This window comes from Endobacterium cereale, from assembly GCF_009617585.1.
Taxonomy (GTDB): domain Bacteria; phylum Pseudomonadota; class Alphaproteobacteria; order Rhizobiales; family Rhizobiaceae; genus Neorhizobium; species Neorhizobium cereale.
The window spans coordinates 65,465-85,262 of sequence record NZ_WIXI01000040.1 but is presented as its reverse complement, the minus strand read 5'-3'; the positions used below and the strand labels follow the sequence as shown (position 1 = coordinate 85,262).

Annotated in this window: 19 protein-coding genes and 1 riboswitch; of the genes, 4 read left to right on the top strand and 15 right to left on the bottom strand. The window is 59.7% G+C overall.

Annotation, left to right across the window (positions count from 1 at the left end; translation table 11 throughout):
• Nucleotides 1-10 precede the first annotated feature (10 nt).
• Both GAO09_RS09605 and GAO09_RS09600 read right to left on the bottom strand, forming a co-directional pair.
• Entirely contained in the window at nucleotides 11-1,045 is a 1,035-nt protein-coding gene (locus GAO09_RS09605) for an ABC transporter substrate-binding protein (protein ID WP_153353793.1), read from the bottom strand.
• A 164-nt stretch (nucleotides 1,046-1,209) separates the two neighbouring features.
• A riboswitch (cobalamin riboswitch) is annotated at nucleotides 1,210-1,440 on the bottom strand.
• Between the two features lie 86 nt (nucleotides 1,441-1,526).
• Nucleotides 1,527-2,417: a GntR family transcriptional regulator gene (locus GAO09_RS09600; RefSeq protein WP_153353792.1), complete on the bottom strand. Its 891-nt coding sequence runs from the start codon at nucleotides 2,415-2,417 to the stop codon at nucleotides 1,527-1,529.
• Nucleotides 2,418-2,660: 243 nt separating this feature from the next.
• On the opposite strand from GAO09_RS09600, the gene GAO09_RS09595 reads away from it, so the two are divergent.
• The 3 genes from GAO09_RS09595 to GAO09_RS09585 are packed head-to-tail and all read left to right on the top strand — an operon-like array spanning nucleotide 2,661 to nucleotide 6,314.
• Nucleotides 2,661-3,779 carry a mannitol dehydrogenase family protein gene (locus tag GAO09_RS09595; RefSeq protein WP_153353791.1) on the top strand — a complete coding sequence of 373 codons (1,119 nt, stop codon included), beginning with the start codon at nucleotides 2,661-2,663 and terminating at the stop codon, nucleotides 3,777-3,779.
• Nucleotides 3,776-4,786: a zinc-binding alcohol dehydrogenase family protein gene (locus GAO09_RS09590; protein ID WP_153353790.1), complete on the top strand. Its 1,011-nt coding sequence runs from the start codon at nucleotides 3,776-3,778 to the stop codon at nucleotides 4,784-4,786. The genes GAO09_RS09595 and GAO09_RS09590 overlap by 4 nt, the downstream gene beginning before the upstream one ends.
• A gap of 1 nt (nucleotide 4,787) precedes the next feature.
• A complete protein-coding gene (locus GAO09_RS09585; RefSeq protein ID WP_153353789.1) occupies nucleotides 4,788-6,314 on the top strand; it encodes a UxaA family hydrolase in 1,527 nt (508 codons plus the stop codon).
• 79 nt (nucleotides 6,315-6,393) lie between these two features.
• Here GAO09_RS09585 and GAO09_RS09580 read toward each other — a convergent pair whose 3' ends face one another.
• The 12 genes from GAO09_RS09580 to GAO09_RS09525 all read right to left on the bottom strand — a co-directional run bounded on the left by GAO09_RS09580 (nucleotide 6,394) and on the right by GAO09_RS09525 (nucleotide 17,098).
• Nucleotides 6,394-6,738: a type II toxin-antitoxin system VapC family toxin gene (locus GAO09_RS09580; protein WP_235938015.1), complete on the bottom strand. Its 345-nt coding sequence runs from the start codon at nucleotides 6,736-6,738 to the stop codon at nucleotides 6,394-6,396.
• On the bottom strand, nucleotides 6,738-6,983 hold the full coding sequence (locus GAO09_RS09575) for a type II toxin-antitoxin system VapB family antitoxin (protein WP_209018672.1): 246 nt from the start codon (nucleotides 6,981-6,983) through the stop codon (nucleotides 6,738-6,740). The genes GAO09_RS09580 and GAO09_RS09575 overlap by 1 nt, the downstream gene beginning before the upstream one ends.
• Nucleotides 6,984-7,050: 67 nt before the next feature.
• Nucleotides 7,051-8,217, bottom strand: a complete 1,167-nt coding sequence (locus tag GAO09_RS09570) for a fumarylacetoacetate hydrolase family protein (protein WP_153353787.1) — start codon at nucleotides 8,215-8,217, stop codon at nucleotides 7,051-7,053.
• 12 nt (nucleotides 8,218-8,229) lie between these two features.
• Complete coding sequence (locus GAO09_RS09565) at nucleotides 8,230-9,519, bottom strand: L-fuconate dehydratase (RefSeq protein WP_153353786.1); 1,290 nt, start codon at nucleotides 9,517-9,519, stop codon at nucleotides 8,230-8,232.
• 41 nt (nucleotides 9,520-9,560) lie between these two features.
• Nucleotides 9,561-10,406, bottom strand: coding sequence for a fumarylacetoacetate hydrolase family protein (locus GAO09_RS09560; RefSeq protein ID WP_153353785.1), 846 nt, complete (start codon nucleotides 10,404-10,406; stop codon nucleotides 9,561-9,563).
• Nucleotides 10,407-10,453: 47 nt separating this feature from the next.
• Nucleotides 10,454-11,188: an SDR family oxidoreductase gene (locus tag GAO09_RS09555; RefSeq protein ID WP_153353784.1), complete on the bottom strand. Its 735-nt coding sequence runs from the start codon at nucleotides 11,186-11,188 to the stop codon at nucleotides 10,454-10,456.
• 13 nt (nucleotides 11,189-11,201) lie between these two features.
• Nucleotides 11,202-11,531 (bottom strand): L-rhamnose mutarotase, encoded by a 330-nt coding sequence (locus tag GAO09_RS09550; RefSeq protein WP_153353783.1) that lies wholly within the window; start codon nucleotides 11,529-11,531, stop codon nucleotides 11,202-11,204.
• A gap of 11 nt (nucleotides 11,532-11,542) precedes the next feature.
• Nucleotides 11,543-12,355 (bottom strand): amidohydrolase family protein, encoded by an 813-nt coding sequence (locus GAO09_RS09545; RefSeq protein WP_153353782.1) that lies wholly within the window; start codon nucleotides 12,353-12,355, stop codon nucleotides 11,543-11,545.
• 4 nt (nucleotides 12,356-12,359) lie between these two features.
• Nucleotides 12,360-13,367: an aldo/keto reductase gene (locus tag GAO09_RS09540; RefSeq protein WP_153353781.1), complete on the bottom strand. Its 1,008-nt coding sequence runs from the start codon at nucleotides 13,365-13,367 to the stop codon at nucleotides 12,360-12,362.
• A gap of 80 nt (nucleotides 13,368-13,447) precedes the next feature.
• Nucleotides 13,448-14,392 (bottom strand): ABC transporter substrate-binding protein, encoded by a 945-nt coding sequence (locus GAO09_RS09535; protein ID WP_153353780.1) that lies wholly within the window; start codon nucleotides 14,390-14,392, stop codon nucleotides 13,448-13,450.
• A gap of 104 nt (nucleotides 14,393-14,496) precedes the next feature.
• Complete coding sequence (locus GAO09_RS09530) at nucleotides 14,497-15,546, bottom strand: ABC transporter permease (RefSeq protein WP_153353779.1); 1,050 nt, start codon at nucleotides 15,544-15,546, stop codon at nucleotides 14,497-14,499.
• A 4-nt stretch (nucleotides 15,547-15,550) separates the two neighbouring features.
• The gene (locus GAO09_RS09525; RefSeq protein ID WP_209018671.1) at nucleotides 15,551-17,098 is read right to left on the bottom strand and encodes a sugar ABC transporter ATP-binding protein; all 1,548 of its coding nucleotides are present in this window, start codon (nucleotides 17,096-17,098) and stop codon (nucleotides 15,551-15,553) included.
• Nucleotides 17,099-17,244: 146 nt separating this feature from the next.
• On the opposite strand from GAO09_RS09525, the gene GAO09_RS09520 reads away from it, so the two are divergent.
• A complete protein-coding gene (locus tag GAO09_RS09520) occupies nucleotides 17,245-17,934 on the top strand; it encodes a FadR/GntR family transcriptional regulator (protein ID WP_410767690.1) in 690 nt (229 codons plus the stop codon).
• A gap of 4 nt (nucleotides 17,935-17,938) precedes the next feature.
• Here GAO09_RS09520 and GAO09_RS09515 read toward each other — a convergent pair whose 3' ends face one another.
• Complete coding sequence (locus GAO09_RS09515; protein ID WP_235938014.1) at nucleotides 17,939-19,624, bottom strand: ABC transporter permease; 1,686 nt, start codon at nucleotides 19,622-19,624, stop codon at nucleotides 17,939-17,941.
• Nucleotides 19,625-19,798 lie beyond the last annotated feature (174 nt).

Genomic DNA, 19,798 nt, shown 5'->3' with positions numbered 1-19,798 from the left:
CTGTCGTTGCTTATTTGGCAAGGCCAGCGGAAGCAATCGCATCCGCCAGAACTTCCAGTCCTTCAATCGTGCGGATGGTCGGGTTCATCGCCTGCGCATCCATATCGAAGACATGGCCTTCCTTGACAGCCGACATCAGGCTGGCAACCGGGTCATCCTTGAGGAATTTGTGCTTGACGGCAACATCATCGGCCTGGAAGCGGCGGCGATCCATCTTGCCGGTGACGATCATGGTCGGATTGGCCTTGGCAATGGTTTCCCAGCCAACCGTCGGCCATTCCTCATCGCTTTCGATGACATTCTTGATGCCCAGTGCCGACATGATGTAACCCGGCGCGCCGTGACGACCCGCGACATAAGGATCGATATCCATTTCCGCGCTGGAGAACCAGAACACGGCGGAGAGCTTGCCTTCCGCAGAGGCAATCTTCTTGCGGGCTGCGTCTTCACGCGTCTTCAGGTCGGCAACGACCTCCTCACCGCGATCCTGTACGTTGTAGATTTTGGCCAGATCGCGGATTTCCTCGTAGATCAACTCCATCGAAAAGACACCGGTGCGCACGCCATCGCCGCCGCCGGAATTGTCCTTGCCGACACAATCTGCCGGCGACGTGTAGACCGGCACACCAAGCTCGGCGAACTGGGCAGGCGTTCCAACCACGCCTTCCGGGCCGATCTGCCACTGGAACTGTGTCGTCACGAGATCCGGCTTCTTACCGATGACCGCTTCGAAGCTCGGATCGTTATCGGCCAGACGCTCGACCTTGGCATTGGTTTCCTCAAACCCTTTCAGCACGGGGCTGACCCAAAGTGCCGTGCCGACCACCTTGTCCGAAAGCCCAAGCAGATAAAGCACTTCAGTCACGCTCTGGCCGACGGACACGGTGCGCGACGGCGCCTGCTTGAAGGTCAGCTCAAGGCCGCAATTCTTGATCGTCAACGGATACTGAGTTTCGGCAGCCTGTGCCGAGGTCGAAAATGGAATGGCGGCGACGGCAGATGCCAACAGACCTGCGCAAACCGACAGGCGTGAAAAATGAAACATGGTCTCTCCTGGAAATGTGTGATCGATGGAGGGCGACAGCGCGCGTCAGAACGCTTGGCCCCGGACAGCCGACATCGACGAAAAAGGGATAAAGACCATGGAGTGCGCATCAGCGCATGGAAGCGTCATAACGTGATCCTCTTCCGGGCATCCCCGCCCGTAACGATAGTTCTGTCCCGACGGCAGGTCTCCTGGCTCACGAACATGTCGTCCACCTGCCTTCCCATGCCGATCACGACACAGTGGCCAGACACCCATCGGGTATCTCGAGGATGGACGGTGATCCGCTTACAGTTGCGGGGGCAGCCACGGCATTGGTCCTGTTGAGGTCCGCACCGTGTTCCCTATTAATTCCATTGCTTTTGGCGTTGGAAACCGTCGACGCTGACTTAGCTGCCAAAGGGGCCTGCCGTCAATGCGAATAGTGTATGTTATGTAATATCATTACCTGTCAAGTTGAAATATTTCACAAAATGTTCCCTCAAATGACATTGATGGATGTCAGCATGGTCGATCGTGCCGTGTGGAGATGCAACCGGCAGGCCTCTCGCGCCCTGGAAGGATCACCGCTTTTCAGCCCGTCGATATAGGCCAGATGCTCGCAGAGCGCACGGTGATTGCGATCAACCTCGTCCTTTTTGTTCCATTGGTAGTGATAGTGAAAAATCACCGACATCACGCCCTGGATATTGCCAAGAAACCGATTCGGGACGGCGCTATCAACGAGCTTGTGAAACCGGTGGTCGAGATCGGAAAAATCACGGTTGCGGCGATCGAAATCGTCAAGAAATGCGTGATGCTCTTTCTCGATCAATGACAGTTCGCTCCACAGCGGGTCGTCTTTCGAAAGCGCCACAAAACGATCGACGGCGCGAAACTCGATCAGTTCACGCATGTCGAAAAGCTCCGCGACGAATTCGACGGTCAGGCCGAGCGTGCGCCAGCGGCCATTGCTTTGCCGTTCCAGCAAGCCAAAATGGCTAAACTTGTTGAGGCAATCGCGAATGGCCGAGGTCGAGACCCCAAACTGGCGGGCGAGATCCAGCCCGTTGATCACATGGCCGGGGCTGCAATCCGGCCCCACCAGCCACGCCATGAATTTTCGCTCCACCATATCGGCCAGCGGCTCCAGATCGGCATCAGCAAGATAGTCGTTGCGCTTCGGCAGGCGCAGTTGGGTCTTGGCGCGACCGTCGATGGTGATGATCTCGCGCATGGCCAGCGCCGTCAGCACGGCGCGAACGGTGGTGCGGCTGACACCGAGTGTCGCAGCCATGGCCGGCTCTGATGGCAAAGGCACGCCCTCTCCTGCTCCGGCCAGCATATCGAGAGCCTGATTGTAGCTGCGCTTGAAAAGAGCGTTGGTTTTCATGATTGGAAGAGCGCCTTGAAATGACGGCTGCTGAAATGACACTTGGCAGAAGCTGTTTTTTATGAATGCTCTTTTTATATAAAAAACAAATTGCCTGCAAGGCGATTGTCTTTTATCCCAAAAGAACAGTTTTACTGCATGTTACGGGAGAGGAAGCATGCGACGCCAATTGCGCTTCTGTCGGCCTGCCACGCCTCGACCGGCCATTATTTCAAACAGGTATCAGATCAGGGCGGAGCGTCCATGACGGGCATCATTTTACAGTTCGGCACCAGCCGTTTTCTCCAGGCACATGCGGATTTTTTCCTGCATGAGGCAAAGCAGCAAGGGCAGAATGTTCTGCCCGTCGTTATCGTGCAGACATCGGGCTCGGCTGAACGCGCAGGGCGGCTGGCAGCCTTCGCCGATCCGGCCGGTTTCCCGGTCATCATTCGCGGACTGGAAGATGGCAGTCCCGTCGAGCGCACCGTTGCGGTGAAAAGTGTCGAGCGCGGCCTTTCGGTTGCGGGAAACTGGGCAGAAGTCGTTAACCTGTTCTGCGAGCAGGCCGAATACGTGCTCTCCAATACCGGCGATTCCGGGTACGACATCTCGTCCGAATTGGAGGGCGCCGAGTTGGACGTCCTGTCGCCGCGCCCGTCCTTCCCCGGCAAGCTCGCACAGCTCCTGCTGGCCCGTTTCCAGAGAACAGCCAAGCCGCTCACGATCCTCCCTTGCGAACTCATCAACGGCAATGGACCGGTGCTGAAGGGCATCATCCGCGACCTTGCACAGAAGAGCGGAGCGGACGCCGCATTCCTGGCATGGCTGGAAGAAAAGGTGATTTTCGCCAACACGCTGGTGGACCGCATCGTTTCCGAACCGATCGAGCCGGTCGGCGCGGTCGCGGAACCCTATGCGCTGTGGGCAGTCGAACGTACGCCCGGCCTCACCATGCCCTGCACACATCCGGCGATCGTGCTGACAGACAAGCTCGAACCGTTCGAGCGCCTGAAACTGCACATCCTCAATCTCGGCCACACCACTCTCGCCGATATCTGGCTGAAGGAAGGCCGACCGAAGGGCGAGACGGTGAAGGAAATTCTGACCGACCCGGCCATCCGTCAGCGGCTGGATGCCGTCTATCGCGATGAAGTCGTTCCCGGCTTTGCGGCGCACGGCATGGGTGACGACGCCAAGGCCTATGTCGAAACGACGATGGGCCGTTTCCTCAACCCCTACCTAGAACACCGTATCGCCGACATTGCCGGCAATCACGCCCTGAAGATCGAGCGCCGCATCAAAGCTTTTCTCGATTGGGCTGGCACGCCCGCACCAACTCTTGAAGCCATCATCCAAGCCTCCGACAGGAAAACCGCATGAAAGCTCTGGTCTGCGATGAACCCGGCCGCCTCTCCATCGTCTCGCGCCCTGAACCGGTGCGCGGGGAGAAAGAGGTGAAGGTCCGCATCCGCCATATCGGCATTTGCGGCACGGATTTTCATATCTTTGCCGGCAAACATCCCTTTCTCGAATATCCCCGCGTCATGGGACATGAACTGTCGGGGACGGTCGAAGAGGCACCGGCAGATAGCAGACTGAAGGCAGGCGATCCGGTCTATATCGTGCCCTATCTCTCCTGCGACACCTGCAAGGCCTGCCGCAAGGGCCTGTCCAATGCCTGCTGCAACATTCAGGTTCTGGGTGTGCACAAGGATGGCGGCATGGCCGAATATCTCTGCGTGCCCGAGCAGAACGTTGTCCCGACCGGCAAAATTCCGCTCGCTGATGCGGCGATGATCGAGTTTCTGGCAATCGGCGCCCACGGCGTCAAACGCGGCATGATCACCTCGGAAGATCGTGTGCTTGTCACCGGCTCCGGCCCGATCGGCATGTCGGCGATCATTTTTGCCAAGGCGCGCGGCGCGCATGTGACGGTGATGGACACGCGCGAGGACCGCCTGAAATTCGCCGTCGACCAGCTTGGCGCGGACGCCACGATCTTTGCTGACGAGAACGCGGAATCAGAGGCTGAACGCCAGACTTCCGGCGAATGGTATGACGTCGTCATCGACGCCACCGGCAATGCGGTGCCGATGCAGCGCGGTTTTGGTTTCCTCGCCCACGGCGCCCGTTACGTGTTTCTGTCCGTCGTGCGGCAGGACATCACCTTTTCCGACCCGGAATTCCACAAGCGCGAGGCGACGCTCATTGCCAGCCGCAATGCCCAGCCTGACGATTTTGCCGAAGTGGTTCGGCAGATCGAGGCCGGCAAGGTGCCGACGCGCGCGCTGAATACCCATCGTGGTCGCCTTGAAGACGGCGTCTCGCTTTTCGCTGAATGGTCAAAGCCGGAAGCCGGCGTGATCAAGGCGATCCTGGAGGTTTGACATGACTGTAAAAAAGACGCTGCGCCTCAACCCGCAGGACAATGTGGTGGTCGCGACCGCCGATCTGCCGACCGGCACGCCGATCGAAGGCGATGTGGTGGCAGTGGCCCGCGTACCGCGCAGCCACAAGGTGGCGACACGGCCGATCACCAAGGGCGAACCGATCCGCAAATTCGGCCAGATCATCGGCTTTGCCTCGACCGACATCATTCCCGGCGAATGGGTGCACGAAAAGAACGTCACCATGGGCGAGGATTTTGAGCGCGATTACGCATTCGCTGCCGAAGCCCGCCCGAAGGAAATTTTGCTGCCGGGCGAAACGCCAGCCTTTTTCGAAGGCTTTCGCCGCGCCGACGGCCGCTCCGGCACCCGTAATTTTATCGGCATCCTGTCGTCGGTAAACTGTTCCGCCACGGCGGTGGATTACATCGCCGAAGAGATCAACCGTTCCGGCATTCTCGACGACTACCCGGATATCGACGGCATCGTGGCACTGCCGCACAGCCAGGGCTGCGGCATGGCCGGCAAGGGCGAGGCCTTTGACGTGCTGTCGCGTACCCAGTGGGGCTATGCCAGCCATCCCAATTTTGCCGCGACACTGCTGGTCGGCCTCGGCTGCGAGGTCTTTCAGATCCCCCGGATGAAAGAGACCTATCAGATTGCCGAGGGCGAACACTTTCAATCGCTGACCATTCAGGAAACCGGCGGCACCCGCAAGGCGGTCGAGGCCGGCGTGGCAAAGATCAAGGAAATGCTGCCCTTCGTCGCACGCTCCCGCCGCGAACCGATTTCCGCCTCAGAACTCTCGCTGGCGCTGCAATGCGGTGGCTCTGACGGGTATTCCGGCCTCACCGCCAACCCGGCACTCGGCGTCGCCGCCGACATGCTGGTGCGCCAGGGAGGCACTGCGATCCTCTCCGAAACGCCTGAAATCTACGGCGCCGAGCATCTCCTGACACGCCGCGCCGAAAGCGTCGAGGTCGGCCAGAAAATCGTCGACCTGATCGCATGGTGGGACGAATACACGACCCGCAATGGCGGCGAGATGAACAACAACCCCTCCCCCGGCAACAAGGCCGGCGGTCTCACCACCATTCTGGAAAAATCGCTGGGCGCCGTCGCCAAGGGCGGCAACTCCACGCTCAGAGGCGTCTATCGTTACGCCGAGCGCATAGATCGCAAGGGTTTTGTCTACATGGACACACCCGGTTATGACCCGGTTGCGGCAACCGGACAGGTCGCCGGCGGCGCCAACATCCTCTGTTTCACCACCGGCCGTGGCTCCGCCTATGGCGGCAAACCGGTACCGTCGATCAAGCTCGCCACCAATAACGAGCTTTACGCCCGCATGACCGAGGACATGGACATCAACTGCGGCGATGTCATCGATGGTGTCAGCCTCGAAGACAAGGGCCGCGAGATTTTTAACGTCATCCTCGACGTCGCTTCGGGCAAGAAGTCCAAATCGGAACTGCTAGGCTATGGACGCCACGAATTCGTGCCGTGGCAGATCGGCGCGGTGATGTGATTGCCGACGGGCCGTCGCTTGACGGCGGCCCTCCGCCAGACGTCAAGGTACTGTTTCTAGGTCTGTCTGCCGAAATTCGTCATGCGTAGCGAGTATCGGCACCTGATAGACAATCACCAAGATTAAGCCTGTTCGGTCCGCGTCCGAATTTATCTGCGGCCATCAGCACAAGGCTCGATGCCGTTCTCGCTGGCGGTAGATCACACAGGTCAATGCCCTGCTCCTTGAGAAAAGCCATCAAGAACGGTTCTATTTGGGAAACGGGCTGGTTGAATTTGTCAGGTCGCGCCAATCCCAAGGCAGCTTCCAACACAGCGGCGGCCGAAGTGATCGGCGCCTTCGCCGCGATCAATGCTTCCGAAATGCGTTGGGCCTCCGGCTCATTTGATGCCAGGGCGATAATCGCGCAGGCATCGACATACATCAGCTTTCATCCCACATGCTATCGAAAGCGGACTTCGGCAAAGGCTTCATAGCCTGCTCGGAAAGCTGGATACCGAATTTTTCACGCAGTCGCGTAGCAGTTTCAATCGGCGTTTCTGCCTTGCGACGCCGTTCGATCGCCTCTCTCATCGCGATCACGATGGCCTCGGAGATACTTACATCCGCCATTTTTGCAAACTCGCGGGTCAATGCATCTGCTTCGCTTTTGTTGGCGTTGATCGGCAAAACCGCCTCCATGGAAATGGACTAAAGGATTAATTTAGATCCTGCGGTCCAAATTCGCAATTGCCGCCTACAGAAGCCCCCTACCCGCCAGATTGCGCATCAACGCACCAACGCCAAACGTCCAGGGCGCGCAATCGGCGCAACGGGCCATGCGGTTGACCAGACGCCCCAGTTCCGGCGCGCTAATTTCCACCCGGTCTCCGACTTCGTGGGTAAAGCCCTGACCGGGACCACGGCGATCCTTGACCGGAGCAAACATCGTGCCGAGGAACAGTACCGCGCCATCGGGATATTGGTGATTGGGATTGAGCAACTGACCGGCCAGATCGGCGGGATCACGGCTGATGGCATTCATGCGGCTGACACCATCCATGACAAAACCATCCTCGCCGGTGACTTTCAGGGACACCTCGAGATTGCGCACGGTATCGAGCGTGAAGGTCTCATCGAACAGCCGAATGAACGGGCCGATCGAGCAGGAGGCGTTGTTGTCCTTGGCCTTGCCAAGCAGCAGAGCCGAACGACCTTCGATATCACGCAGATTGACGTCATTGCCGAGTGTGGCGCCGACGATCTGGCCATCGGAGCGGATCGCCAGCACCACCTCCGGTTCCGGGTTATTCCATTCCGATTTCGGGTGAAGACCGGCGAGAGCGCCTGAACCGACCGATGACATCGGCTGCGCCTTGGTAAAGATTTCCGCATCCGGGCCGATGCCGACTTCGAGATATTGCGACCACAGCGTCATCTCGGTGAGCAGCGCCTTCACCTCGGCAGCCTTTTCTGATCCCGGCACCAGACCGGTGAGTTTTTCACCCAGAACCGGCGCGAGACGCTCGCGAACATTGGCGGCTTCTGCCGGATTGCCGCGTGTAAACTCTTCGATCACCCGTTCCAGCATCGAACCGGCAAAGGTAACGCCCGCCGCTTTGACAGCCTGCAGATCGACCGGCGCCAGAAGAGCGCCAAGACTGCCGTCGAGAAAGTTTTCGAGCGCGCCGATGGCCGGGCCGCTTTCGGTCGCCAGTCGAGAAGCGATGCCGTCGATTTCCAGAAGCGCGCTGGAGGTCGACGCAATTGCAGATATATCGTGCAACTGGCCGTCTCGATAAATAACAGGCAGCGGGCCATCGGCGGCGTTTGACCAGACACGGCCGATCAGGACCGCCTTGTCGGCATCGCCCGGCAGAATGGTTTCGGGGGATAGTGTCAGAGCCAGAATGTTGTCCGTCATTGTCAAATCCCCTCAGGCAGCCTTCGGTTGGCCAAATGTATAATCGGCAATCGATTGCGGTTTCATCTCGATCGAGAAACCAGCCTTCGATGGCGGCATGTAGGCCGCATCCTTGATGACGCAGGGATCGACGAAATGTTCGTGCAGGTGGTCGACATATTCGATCACCCTGCCCTCCTTGGTGCCGGAGACGGCAATGTAATCGATCATCGACAGGTGCTGCACATATTCGCAAAGGCCCACGCCACCGGCATGCGGCCACACCGCCTTGCCGAATTTGGCGGCGATCAAAAGCACAGCCAAAACCTCGTTCAGCCCACCCATGCGGCAAGCATCGATCTGCACGATATCGATCGCGCCTTCGGCGATGAACTGCTTGAACATGATGCGGTTCTGGCACATTTCGCCGGTCGCCACCTTCACCGGCGCAATCGCCTCGCGGATCTTCTTGTGGCCGGCCACGTCATCCGGGCTGGTCGGTTCCTCGATGAAGAAGGGTTTGGCAAACGCCAGTGCGTTGACCCAGTCGATGGCCTGATCGACATCCCAGACCTGATTGGCATCGATCATCATGTAACGGTCAGGACCGATGACCTCTCGGCAAATGGTCAGCCGGCGGATATCGTCTTCGAGGTCGCGGCCCACCTTCATCTTCACATGGTTGAAACCGGCATCGACCGCTTCCTGCGCAAGACGGCGCAGCTTGTCATCCGGGTAACCCAGCCAGCCGGCCGAGGTCGTGTAGCAGGCGTACCCCTCCTTCTCCAGCGTCGCGATCCGTTCCGCCTTGCCGGCCTCGGCCTTGCGCAGGATGTCGATCGCCTCGTCGCGGGTCAGCGCATCGGTGAGGTAACGGTAATCGACGATGTCGGCGATTTCCTCCGGCGACATGGTGGAGACGAATTTCCACACCGGCATGCCCGCTTCCTTGGCGAGAGCATCCCAAAGCGCGTTGACGACGGCGCCGGTGGCGAGATGCATCGCGCCCTTGTCCGGGCCGATCCAGCGCAGCTGGCTGTCACCCGTCAGGTGCCGCCAGAATTTGCCGGGGGCGGCGCGCATTTCGGAAAGATCCTTGCCGACAACGAGGTGCCGCATGGCTTCGATTGCCATGCAGCAGATGTCGTTGCCGCGACCGATGGTGAAGGTCAGGCCATGGCCCGAAATGCCCTCGCGATCGGTTTCGAGAATGACATAGGCCGCCGAATAATCCGGATCCGGGTTCATGGCGTCCGATCCGTCCAGACTTTGGGAAGTCGGGAAACGCAGGTCGAAAACGCGAAGATTGGTGATGCGGGTCATGAGGCGGCCTCGTCTGTCAGAATGATAGGTTTGGTGCTGGCTTAGCGGTCGGCGACAAAGGTCTGTTTCTGGGTACCGAGACCTTCGATGCCGAGTTCGACGACGTCACCGTCCTTCAGGTAACGCGGCGGCTTCAGGCCCATGCCGACGCCGGGAGGCGTGCCGGTGGAGATGACATCGCCCGGATGCAGCGACATGAACTGCGACAGGTAGGACACCAGGAACGCGACGCCATACACCATCGTCTTTGACGAACCGTCTTGCTGCTGCTCGCCGTTCACCTTCAGCCACATGGCAAGGTTTTGCGGATCCGGCACCTCATCCTTGGTGACCAGCCACGGGCCCATCGGCCCGAACGTGTCGCAGGATTTGCCCTTGGTCCACTGGCCGGAACGCTCTGTCTGGAAGGCCCGCTCGGACACGTCATTGGTGACGCAATAACCGGCGACGTAATCCAGAGCCTCGGCTTCGGTCACATATTTTGCGGTCTTGCCGATGACGACGGCGAGTTCGACTTCCCAGTCGGTCTTTTCCGAACCGCGCGGGATCAGAACGTTGTCGTTGGGGCCGACGATGGCGGACGAGGCCTTCATGAAGATGATCGGCTCCGGCGGCACGGTGGCACCGGTTTCGGCGGCATGGTCGGAATAGTTGAGGCCGATGCAGATGAATTTTCCCGTGCCGGCAACGCAGGGGCCGAGACGCGGATCACCTTCCACCAGAGGCAGGCTTTTTGCATCGATGGCGCCGAGCTTGGCCAGCGCATCGGGTGCAAGCGCTGCACCCGAAAGATCGGAAACATGGGCGGAAAGATCGCGGATCTTGCCATCGGCATCGAGAATGGCGGGCTTTTCGGCGCCGGGTGCGCCGTAACGGAGAAACTTCATGTCAGTGTCCTTTCAGTGCATATTCAAAGTCGGCAGGTGCCAGAAGATCAGATACCCCAGCCGCCGTCGATACCGACGGCCTGACCGGTCGTGTAGGTAGCGCCGGCCAGATAGACGGCGAGGTCGGCAATCTCTTCCGGGGTGCCGAGGCGGCCCATCGGCTGGCGGGCGATAAAGGCGGCGCGGGCTTCCTCGTAATTGCCCTGTGCGCGCATGCGGCTTTCCAGCGACGGGCTTTCCACCGTGCCGGGGCAAATGGCGTTGCAGCGAATGCCCTGCGCCACGTAATCGGCAGCGACGGATTTGGTGAGCCCGATCACGGCCGCCTTGGTGATGCCATAGGCGGCGCGGTTCGGCACGCCCTTGGTGCTGGAAGCGATCGACGCCATGTTGATGATAGTGCCATCGCCGCGCTCCAGCATGCCGGGCAGCACCGCCTTGATGGTGCGCACCATGGCGCGGACATTGAGATCGAAGGCAAAATCGAGATCGCTGTCCGGCATGTCCAGAACCGAACCGGCATGGACGAAACCGGCGCAATTGAACAGAACATCGACGGCGCCGATCTTTTCGAAGAACGCCGTCACCGCGGCAGCGTTGAGCACGTCGAGATGCGCGGTCTGAACATTGGCTTCACCATCGAGCGTCGAAAGCGCGGCGTCGTTGATATCCGTCGCCCAGACTTTTGCGCCCGCAGCGGCAAAAGCCAGCGCGCTGGCGCGGCCGATGCCCTGCCCCGCGGCGGTGACGACAACAGTCTTGCCGTGAATGTTTCCAGTCATTTCGTCATCCTTATCAATCGAGGTGAAAAACGTTTTCCATCATGGCCCACCATTCGCCCTCCTTGCGGGTTTCGAACGGTTTCTGACAGGGAATGCAGAACGACCACCATTCCTGGTTCTTTTCACTCGCTGCCATTTTGGCCATGTCGGCCTCAAAATCCGTGCCGTGATACTCCCAGTAACCGAACAGCAGGTTTTCCGGCTCTTTCAGAAAAATCGTGTAGTTCCTGATGTTGCAGCTCGAAATCAGCGCCAGAATTTCTGGCCAGACGGCGGCGTGCAATTCCTTGTACGTCTCCACCTTGCCCGGCTGCACGCCGATAACCATTCCCATTCTTTGCATTCAGATATTCCTTAAAGGCGGTAGAAACGGCGGGCATTGCCGCCGAAGACGGCATCGTGATCGGCAGCGGGCACGATCTCGCGACATTGCGTCAGCCAACTGCCATAACAGCCAGCCAGAAGAAGAACCGGCCAGTCGCTGCCCCAGATCACCCGCTCCGATCCGAACAATTCGAGAATGGTCTCGATATACGGGCGCAGCGCACGCGGATCCTGATCGCCGGCTTCTGTCAGCAGGCCGGAGAGTTTGCAGGCCACATTGTCCAGTTCCGCCAGCCGCAGCATCGCATGACGCCAATCGATAAAATGCCCGCTGGCGATGCGCGGCTTGGCACCGTGATCGATGACAACAGGCAGGCTCGGATGACGACGGGCGAACGCATGCAGTGCCGACAGATGCGGCTCCAGAACCAGCGCATCGAATACCAGCTGATGCGCGATCATCGCTTCCACCGCCGGTTCGAGCTTCGCATCATCGATCCAGTTATCGTCAGAAATATCCTGCAGCATCGGCCGCAGGCCCTTGAGCTTTTTCGCCTTCGCAAGCTCGGCAATCACGGCGGGCGCATCGGCCGCTTTCATATCCGCCCAGCCAACAACGCCGAGAATAAAATCATTCTCTTCCGCCAGCCCGAGCATGAAACGCGTGTCTTCCACACTCGGCAGCGATTGCACCAGAACCGTACCGGTCACGCCCACCTTCTTGATTTCCGGCACGAGATCGGCGGGCAAAAAATCGCGGTAGATCGCTTCCAGATCCGGCGGCGGCCAGCCGCCACCGCGATCCTTCAGCAGCCAGAAATGCTGGTGTGCATCGATGATCATGGCATCACGCTCCCGCAATCGGTGCTTCGGCGGAAATCACGCCCTTTTCTTTGAGACGCATCCAGAAGGATGCCGGAATATCCTGCTCGAACCAGCCGACATTGGCCTTCATCTGCTCGCCATTGCGGGCGCCGGAAACAACGGTGACGACGGCCGGATGCAACGTGGGGAATGCCAGCGCCGCCGCCTGCATGGAAACACCTTCGGCTTCGCAGGCGGCTTCGATCTCGTTCACACGGGCGAGAATGTCGGCGGGAGCCTCGGCATAATTGAACTTCTTGTTGCCCGCCAGCAGACCGGAATTGAAGGCACCGGCGACAACGATGCCAACACCTTCGCGCTGGCAACGGTTGAGCAAATCGAGGCTCTCATGTTCCAGCAGCGTGTAGCGACCGGCGAGCATGGAGACGTCGACATCGAATTCATCCATGGCTTCGGAGACGGCCTGCCACTCGTTGACGCCGAGACCGACAGCCTTGACGAGACCGCTCGAGCGCAACTCGCCAAGCGCCTTGAAACCACCGCCCTTGGTCAGTTGATCCCAATAATGCTGGTGGCGGTCGCCATGGGTGGCGCGGCCGATATCGTGGACATAAAGAATATCCGGTGCGAACACGCCAAGCCGCTGACGGCTCGTCTCGAACGAACGCATGATGGCATCATAGCTGTAATCATAGGTCGGGCGGAACGGCAGCGGCGCCACATAGGCATCCTCCTCCGGCCCCACCGTTTCATCCGGCACCATGATGCGGCCGACCTTGGTGCTGAGCAGATAATCTTCTCGCGGATGATCGGTCACCATCGTGCCGAGCCTACGCTCCGAGCGGGTGTAGCCGTAAAACGGTGCCGTATCGAAATAACGCATACCGGCTTCCCAGGCGGCATCGAAAGCGGAGAGCGATTCCGCGTAGCTGGTCAAACGGTAAAGATTGCCCATCTGGGCGCAGCCCAGTCCCATCAGCGTAAACGAGACATCGCGGTTGCGCAGTTTGCGCCTGTCGGAAACCTTCATACTCTCAAATCCTGCTCGCTATGCCCGATCACGGTGGAATAAGACGCGCGGACAAAAAGCCCGCGCGTCAAAAGCTTGGCTCAGTAAAGAACGTTCTTGGCTTCCGGCTTGTCGATATTGTCCTTGGTGACGACAACGACGCCGGTATCGATGGTCTTTTCAACCTTCTGCTTGTCGAGCAGTTTCAGCAGGGCTTCGACACCCTTGTCGCCCATCTGGAAGGAGCCCTGCACGACGGTCGCATGCAGCGTGCCGTCCTTGACGAATTCCTGAAGATCCTGATTGCCGTCGAAGCCGATGGCGACGAGCTTGCCCGCCTTGCCAGCCTGTTTGATGGCACGGCCCATGCCGATCGCGGTCGGCTCATTGGCGCCAAAAATACCCTTGAGGTCGCTGTTGGCGGCCAGCACGTCGGTGGTCTGGTTGAGCGCGGTCGCCATCTGCGACTGCGAATAATACGGCCCGACGATTTCGAGCTTGGAGTTCTTCTTGATGTAATCGGTAAAGCCGCCGACGCGACCGATTTCCGAACCGGCACCGGCCACGTAAGACATGACGGCGATCTTACCGGTCGTGCCGACCTTGTCGATCATCGCCTGTGCCGCCAGTTCACCGGCCTTGCGGTTATCGGTGGCAAGGAAGGACTGGTAATATTTGTCCGCACCATCAGCCAGCTGGCTGTCGATGATCACGACCGGAATGCGGGCTTCCCAAGCCTTCTTGACGGCAGGCACCAGCGCATCCGGATCGGACGGGGCAAGCAGGATCGCGCCGACCTTACGGTTGACGGCGTTTTCCACCATATTGACCTCGTCGGCGATGGCGGATTCAGCCGCCGGGCCCTGGAAGGTCATAGTGTGTTTGCCCTTTGCGGTGGCAATCGCCGCATCTGCGCCCTTCTGGACATTCTGCCAGAAGGTGGAATTGACGGTCTTCACGATGACGGCGATTTCGGCAGCCGATGCGCCGGTGGCACCGGCAAGGGCGATGGCCGAGGCCATCAGGGCAATAGTCAGTTTACGCATGGTTCATCCTCCTCTTGTGTCTCGACCCTGCCGGGGCCGTTGCGGGGGAAGGCTCCCTCCTTCCCGTGCGGCATTTCCGAGAGCGGCAAACCGCTCCGTCTTCTTCAACGGCGGTTGCGCAACTGGTCGATCCAGACGGTGACCAGAATGACGAGGCCGATGATGATCTGCTGGGTGAAGGCGGAAACGCCGTTCATATTGAGGCCGTTGCGCAGGATGCCGATCACGAAGGCACCGATGATCGTGCCGGAAATCGTACCGACACCGCCGATCAGCGACGTGCCGCCGATGACGGCGCTGGCAATGGCGTCGAGTTCATACGCCACGCCTTCGTTCGGCTGGGCGGTGACGAGGCGCGACATCAGCACGCAACCGGTGAGGCCCGCAAGCGTGCCGGACACCACATAGGTAAAGGCGGTGACGCGGGACACGTTGACGCCGGAAAGACGCGCCGCATCGGCATTCGAGCCGATTGCATAGATGTAGCGACCGAGCACCGTGCGGTTCAGCACAAAGGCGGCGATCACGCCGATGACGATCATCAGCACGACCGGATAGGGGATGCCGGGAAAGCTGACGACCGGAAAACCCATGTCATCGATGCTTTCGATGCGAAACAGCGAGCCGTTACCAAGCTCGCCAAAGCTCTCACCAAGGCCGGAAACCGCGCGTGCGCCGGTGATCTGCAAGGCGACACCACGGGCAATCAGCATCATGCCAAGAGTGGCGATGAAGGGCGGCAGTTTCAGCTGCGTGACGATCAGGCCATTGATCAAACCGCAGGCGGACCCGGTGAGGATGCCGCACAGCATGCCGATCCAGATCGGCATCTGAAGCTCCTTCACCACCAGCGCCGCAACGACACCCGCCAGGGCCAGCACCGATCCAACCGACAGATCGATACCGCCGGTGATGATGACATAGGTCGCGCCGATGCCGAGAAGTGCAATCGAGGTCACCTGCAGGGCGATGGTCATGCCATTGCCGACCGTCATGAAGGCGCTGCTGGTGGCGGAAAAGATCACGGCCAGAACCACTAGGCTGCCGAGCGCCGCAAACTTCTGGATGATGTCCTTCTGGCGGTCGCTGAGGCGGCGGCCCTGCTGTGGCGGCTGGGCGGGCGGCTGCGATTTCTCATCCGTAATGTCGGCCATGATATTATCCCTGTCCCGCATGCCGGCCGCTGCCGGATGCGTAATGCATGATTTCTTCCTGATTGGTGTCGCGCGTGTTCAGCGTCGCCATGATGCGGCCGCCATGGAACACCGCAACGCGGTCGGACATGCCCAGCACTTCCGGCAGTTCCGAACTGATCAGCACGATGCCGATGCCATTTGCCGCAAGCTCATCCATGATCTGATAGATCGCGAATTTCGCGCCGACATCGATGCCGCGTGTCGGTTCATCGAAAAACATGATGCGCGGCTCGCGAAACAGCCATTTGCCGATGATGATCTTCTGCTGGTTGCCGCCCGACAGAAGCCGAACCGGCTGGCTGAGGCTGGGCGTGCGGATGTTCAAAAGATCGACGTAACGCTGGCTCGCATCGCGATGTTGCTTGCGATCGATGACGCCGACAGAATTGCTGACCGCCTGCATGCGCGCCATCACCAGATTGGCATCCACCGGCATTTTCACCGCCAGCCCCTGTGCCTTTCGGTCTTCCGACAGATAGGCAATGCCGGCTTCGATGGCGCTGCGGGGATCGGTGATTTTTAGCGCGTCGCCGTCGAGGGTGATAGTGCCGGCATCAAGCGGATCGGCGCCGAAAATCGCGCGCGCCACTTCCGTACGTCCTGCCCCCATCAGGCCGGCAAAACCCAGAATCTCGCCGCGGCGGATGTCAAAGCTCACATCGGAAAACACGCCGGTCCGCGTCAGGCCAGAGACGGAAAAGATGACATCCTCACCCGGCACGCGCGTCGGCTCGGGGAACTTGTCTTCCAGCGAACGCCCAACCATGCGCGCCACGATGTCATCAATGGTGAGGTCGGCAAAGTCGTCGGTGGAGATATAACGGCCATCACGCAACACGGTCACCCGGTCGACAATCTCCGCCATCTCGTCGAGGCGGTGGGAAATATAGATGATGCCGGTGCCCTCGGCCTTCAGGTCTCGAATGACCTTGAACAGAAGCTGCGCTTCCTGCTCGGTCAGCGACGAGGTCGGTTCGTCCATGATCAGCACCGTCGCATTCAGCGACAGCGCCTTGGCGATCTCGACCATCTGGCACTGCGCGACGGACAGCGTGCGCACCTGCACATTCGGATCGATATCGACGCCGAGGCGATCGAGGCAACGCTTTGCATCGGCGATCAGCCGGCGGCGATCGACCAGCCAGCCGCGGCGTGGTTCGCGGGCAAGATAGATGTTTTCCGCGACCGTCAGGTGCGGAACGAGATTGAGTTCCTGATGGATGATGGCAATACCGGCCGCTTCCGACTGTAGCGTCGTTGCAAACTGCACCGGTTCACCCTTGTAGGTGACGGTGCCGCCGTTCGGCTGGTAGACGCCGCTGATGATCTTCATCAGCGTTGATTTGCCGGCGCCGTTTTCGCCGCAGACCGCATGCACTTCGCCGGCGCGCAAATCGAAGCTGACGCCGGACAGCGCCTTTACGCCCGGAAATTCCTTCGAGACATTATCGAGCTTCAGCACAACCGGCCGCACATCGATCCCGCCTGCCGTTGCCGGCATTCCTCCCATCGCGAATTCCTCCCCGCGCAAAAGCCTCCCGAGCTTTCGACGGGCAAACTAGGCCGCTGATTTAATATTGGTCAAGCCAATTATTCCCCATCGGCTTGCATTTTCTCAATTTTGGCCATCTACTCAATTTCAGAATGCAAATTTGATTGATTGGCCTGACCACGATGACCGATGCACGCCGTCTCTACCAACAGATCGCAGATCAGGTGCGGCAACTCATCGTCAATGGCCAGTACCACTCCGGCTCACGCCTTCCTGCCGAGCGTGAATTGGCGCAGCAACTGGGCGTTTCTCGCCCATCCCTGCGTGAGGCACTCATCGCTCTGGAAATCGACGGCACGATCGAAATTCGCATGGGATCCGGGGTCTATGTGCTCAACGCGAGCAAACCGTCCATTACCGGCCGATCGCTGGGCGAAAGCCCGACGGAACTGATGCAGGCTCGCGCCGTCATTGAAAGCGCCGTGATCGTGCAGGCCACAGCCGCGATGCCCGAGGCGACCCTTAATGTGCTACAGGATATTCTGACGGCGATGCGCGCGGAGATAGCAGAAGGACGCAAGCCACTGGAGCAGGATCGCCAGTTTCATCTGGTGATCGCCGAAAGTGCCGGCAATTCTGTTCTTTCGGAAATCGTTGCCAGCCTGTTCGACGAACGGCACAGTCCGATGTCGGACCATATGCGCGGCCGTTTCGAAACCCCGGAAACATGGAAATTTGCCTTGAGTGAACATGAGGCCATTCTTGCGGCACTGGAAGTAAAAAATCCGCTCGCCGCGCAGGCTGCCATGCATGCCCACCTGATGGCATCGGGGCGCCGTTGGATGGAAAACTGACCGATCAGCCGGCGACCGACCTGTTGCTGCCGACACGCGACAACAGGACGACCGGCAGGATGGCAATGGCGACAATGGCAAGGGCCGCGATGGCCGCTTCCTCATAGGTGCCGCGTGCGGCCTCGCCATAAAGATGGGTGGCGAAGGTCTCGATATTGAGCGGACGCAGCAAAAGCGTCGCCGGCAATTCCTTGACACAATCCACGAAGACCAGAAGCGCCGCTGCCGAAATCGCCGTTTTCGACAGTGGCAGATGCACATGGCGTAACGTGCCGGTTACCGATTGCCCCAGCGTGCGCGACGCGTGGTCGAGCGACATTGGTATGCGGGACAACCCCGCCTCGATGCCCCCGGCCGAAATCGCGAGGAAACGCACCGTCAACGCATAAACAACCGCAGCACCAGAGCCCATGAACAGCAACCCGGTGGAAACACCGAACCAGTCGAGCGCAGTGCGGTCAATCAAGCGATCGAGACCCGCGAGCACGATCAGGACACCGATGGCCACCACGGTGCCAGGCGCGGCATAGCCCATGCCCGACAAGCGCACCAGTGCTCCGGACGTTTTGCCGGGCCGTATACGAGCCGCATAAGCAACGACAAGGCCGAGAAGAATGGTGACAACAGTCGCGACCGTCGCGATGGCGATCGTGTTCACGGCCTCATCGAGAATGCGCGGCGAGATGCCGGCAAAACGGTATCGCTTCCACGCTTCCGTGACGAGATAAATGGCCGGCGCGACAAAACCCAGAAGAATAGGAAGGAATCCCAGGACAAGGAAAACAAGCCCTTTGGCCGTGCTGACCCTCTGCGGCGCAAGGCCCCGGCTACGGCGTGCGTCAGTCGCATATCGCTGTTTACGGCGCGCCCAGCGCTCGATGCCGACAAGAGCAACGACGATCAGGAGTAAGGCTAATGCGATCTGCGAAGCGCCGGGCAGGTCGGTGCGAGTAATCCATGTCGTGTAGATCGACACTGTCATGGTGCGCACGCCCAGAAACTCGGCGGCACCGACATCGTTCAACGTTTCCATCAACGCCAACGCCACGCCAATGGCGACAGCCGGACGCGCCAAAGGCAACGCGACCCGCCAAAACACGGCGCGACGGGAAACACCGAGCGTGCGGGCGGCATCGACGAGATTGCCGGACTGGGTCAAAAACATCGCCCGCGTCGGGATGTAGACGTAAGGGTAAAGCACGAAACCCAGCAGCAGGATACAGCCGGTCATCGAGCGGATATCCGGCAGACGGAACTGGCGCGGGCTCTCGTAGCCCAGCACCCAGCGGATTGCGCCCTGCACCGAACCGATCGGGTGCAGAATGTCGAGATAGGCATAAGCAATGATATAGGTGGGCACGGCAAGCGGCAGCAGCAGAGCCCATTCGAGCATGCGCCTTCCCGGAAAATCATAGGCAGTGACCAGCCAGGCGGTCGTCGTACCAATGACGGCGGTGCCGATGCCGACACCGGCAAGGAGGATGACCGTATCTGCCATGGCCACAGGCAGGACGGTCGAGAAAAGATGCGCCCATATACCGGACGAACCTTTCAATGCTTCCAGCAACAACCCCAGAACCGGCAGCGTCACGATCAGCGCCGCGAAGACAGCCAGCATAAGCCAGTTTTGGCCGGACCGACGGCCGCGCCTGCCGTTCAACGGAGTGGCGACCGGTTGGCTGGAGTGCATCACAATGTTCACTTGAGACGGCCAATCACACGACGTCGAGTTCAACGACGTCATCCTCGGGTTGTCGTGAAGATCTGCTGAACCCGAGACAAGTGGATCCTGGCAGTTCCTCAGCACAAACCCGAGGATGACGAAAAGCGAAGGCAAAGAGCCTTCCCGAAAGAAACGATGGCG

What these genes read in the sequence shown, in the direction of transcription:
- GAO09_RS09560 (WP_153353785.1), bottom strand. Translation starts at nt 10,406, where the DNA reads ATGAAGTTTCTCCGTTACGGCGCACCCGGCGCCGAAAAGCCCGCCATT.
- GAO09_RS09545 (WP_153353782.1), bottom strand. Translation starts at nt 12,355, where the DNA reads ATGATCATCGATGCACACCAGCATTTCTGGCTGCTGAAGGATCGCGGT.
- GAO09_RS09515 (WP_235938014.1), bottom strand. Translation starts at nt 19,624, where the DNA reads ATGCACTCCAGCCAACCGGTCGCCACTCCGTTGAACGGCAGGCGCGGC.
- GAO09_RS09540 (WP_153353781.1), bottom strand. Translation starts at nt 13,367, where the DNA reads ATGAAGGTTTCCGACAGGCGCAAACTGCGCAACCGCGATGTCTCGTTT.
- GAO09_RS09525 (WP_209018671.1), bottom strand. Translation starts at nt 17,098, where the DNA reads ATGGGAGGAATGCCGGCAACGGCAGGCGGGATCGATGTGCGGCCGGTT.
- GAO09_RS09565 (WP_153353786.1), bottom strand. Translation starts at nt 9,519, where the DNA reads ATGACCCGCATCACCAATCTTCGCGTTTTCGACCTGCGTTTCCCGACT.
- GAO09_RS09550 (WP_153353783.1), bottom strand. Translation starts at nt 11,531, where the DNA reads ATGCAAAGAATGGGAATGGTTATCGGCGTGCAGCCGGGCAAGGTGGAG.
- GAO09_RS09570 (WP_153353787.1), bottom strand. Translation starts at nt 8,217, where the DNA reads ATGACGGACAACATTCTGGCTCTGACACTATCCCCCGAAACCATTCTG.
- GAO09_RS09555 (WP_153353784.1), bottom strand. Translation starts at nt 11,188, where the DNA reads ATGACTGGAAACATTCACGGCAAGACTGTTGTCGTCACCGCCGCGGGG.
- GAO09_RS09530 (WP_153353779.1), bottom strand. Translation starts at nt 15,546, where the DNA reads ATGGCCGACATTACGGATGAGAAATCGCAGCCGCCCGCCCAGCCGCCA.
- GAO09_RS09600 (WP_153353792.1), bottom strand. Translation starts at nt 2,417, where the DNA reads ATGAAAACCAACGCTCTTTTCAAGCGCAGCTACAATCAGGCTCTCGAT.
- GAO09_RS09590 (WP_153353790.1), top strand. Translation starts at nt 3,776, where the DNA reads ATGAAAGCTCTGGTCTGCGATGAACCCGGCCGCCTCTCCATCGTCTCG.
- GAO09_RS09585 (WP_153353789.1), top strand. Translation starts at nt 4,788, where the DNA reads ATGACTGTAAAAAAGACGCTGCGCCTCAACCCGCAGGACAATGTGGTG.
- GAO09_RS09595 (WP_153353791.1), top strand. Translation starts at nt 2,661, where the DNA reads ATGACGGGCATCATTTTACAGTTCGGCACCAGCCGTTTTCTCCAGGCA.
- GAO09_RS09535 (WP_153353780.1), bottom strand. Translation starts at nt 14,392, where the DNA reads ATGCGTAAACTGACTATTGCCCTGATGGCCTCGGCCATCGCCCTTGCC.
- GAO09_RS09605 (WP_153353793.1), bottom strand. Translation starts at nt 1,045, where the DNA reads ATGTTTCATTTTTCACGCCTGTCGGTTTGCGCAGGTCTGTTGGCATCT.
- GAO09_RS09580 (WP_235938015.1), bottom strand. Translation starts at nt 6,738, where the DNA reads ATGTATGTCGATGCCTGCGCGATTATCGCCCTGGCATCAAATGAGCCG.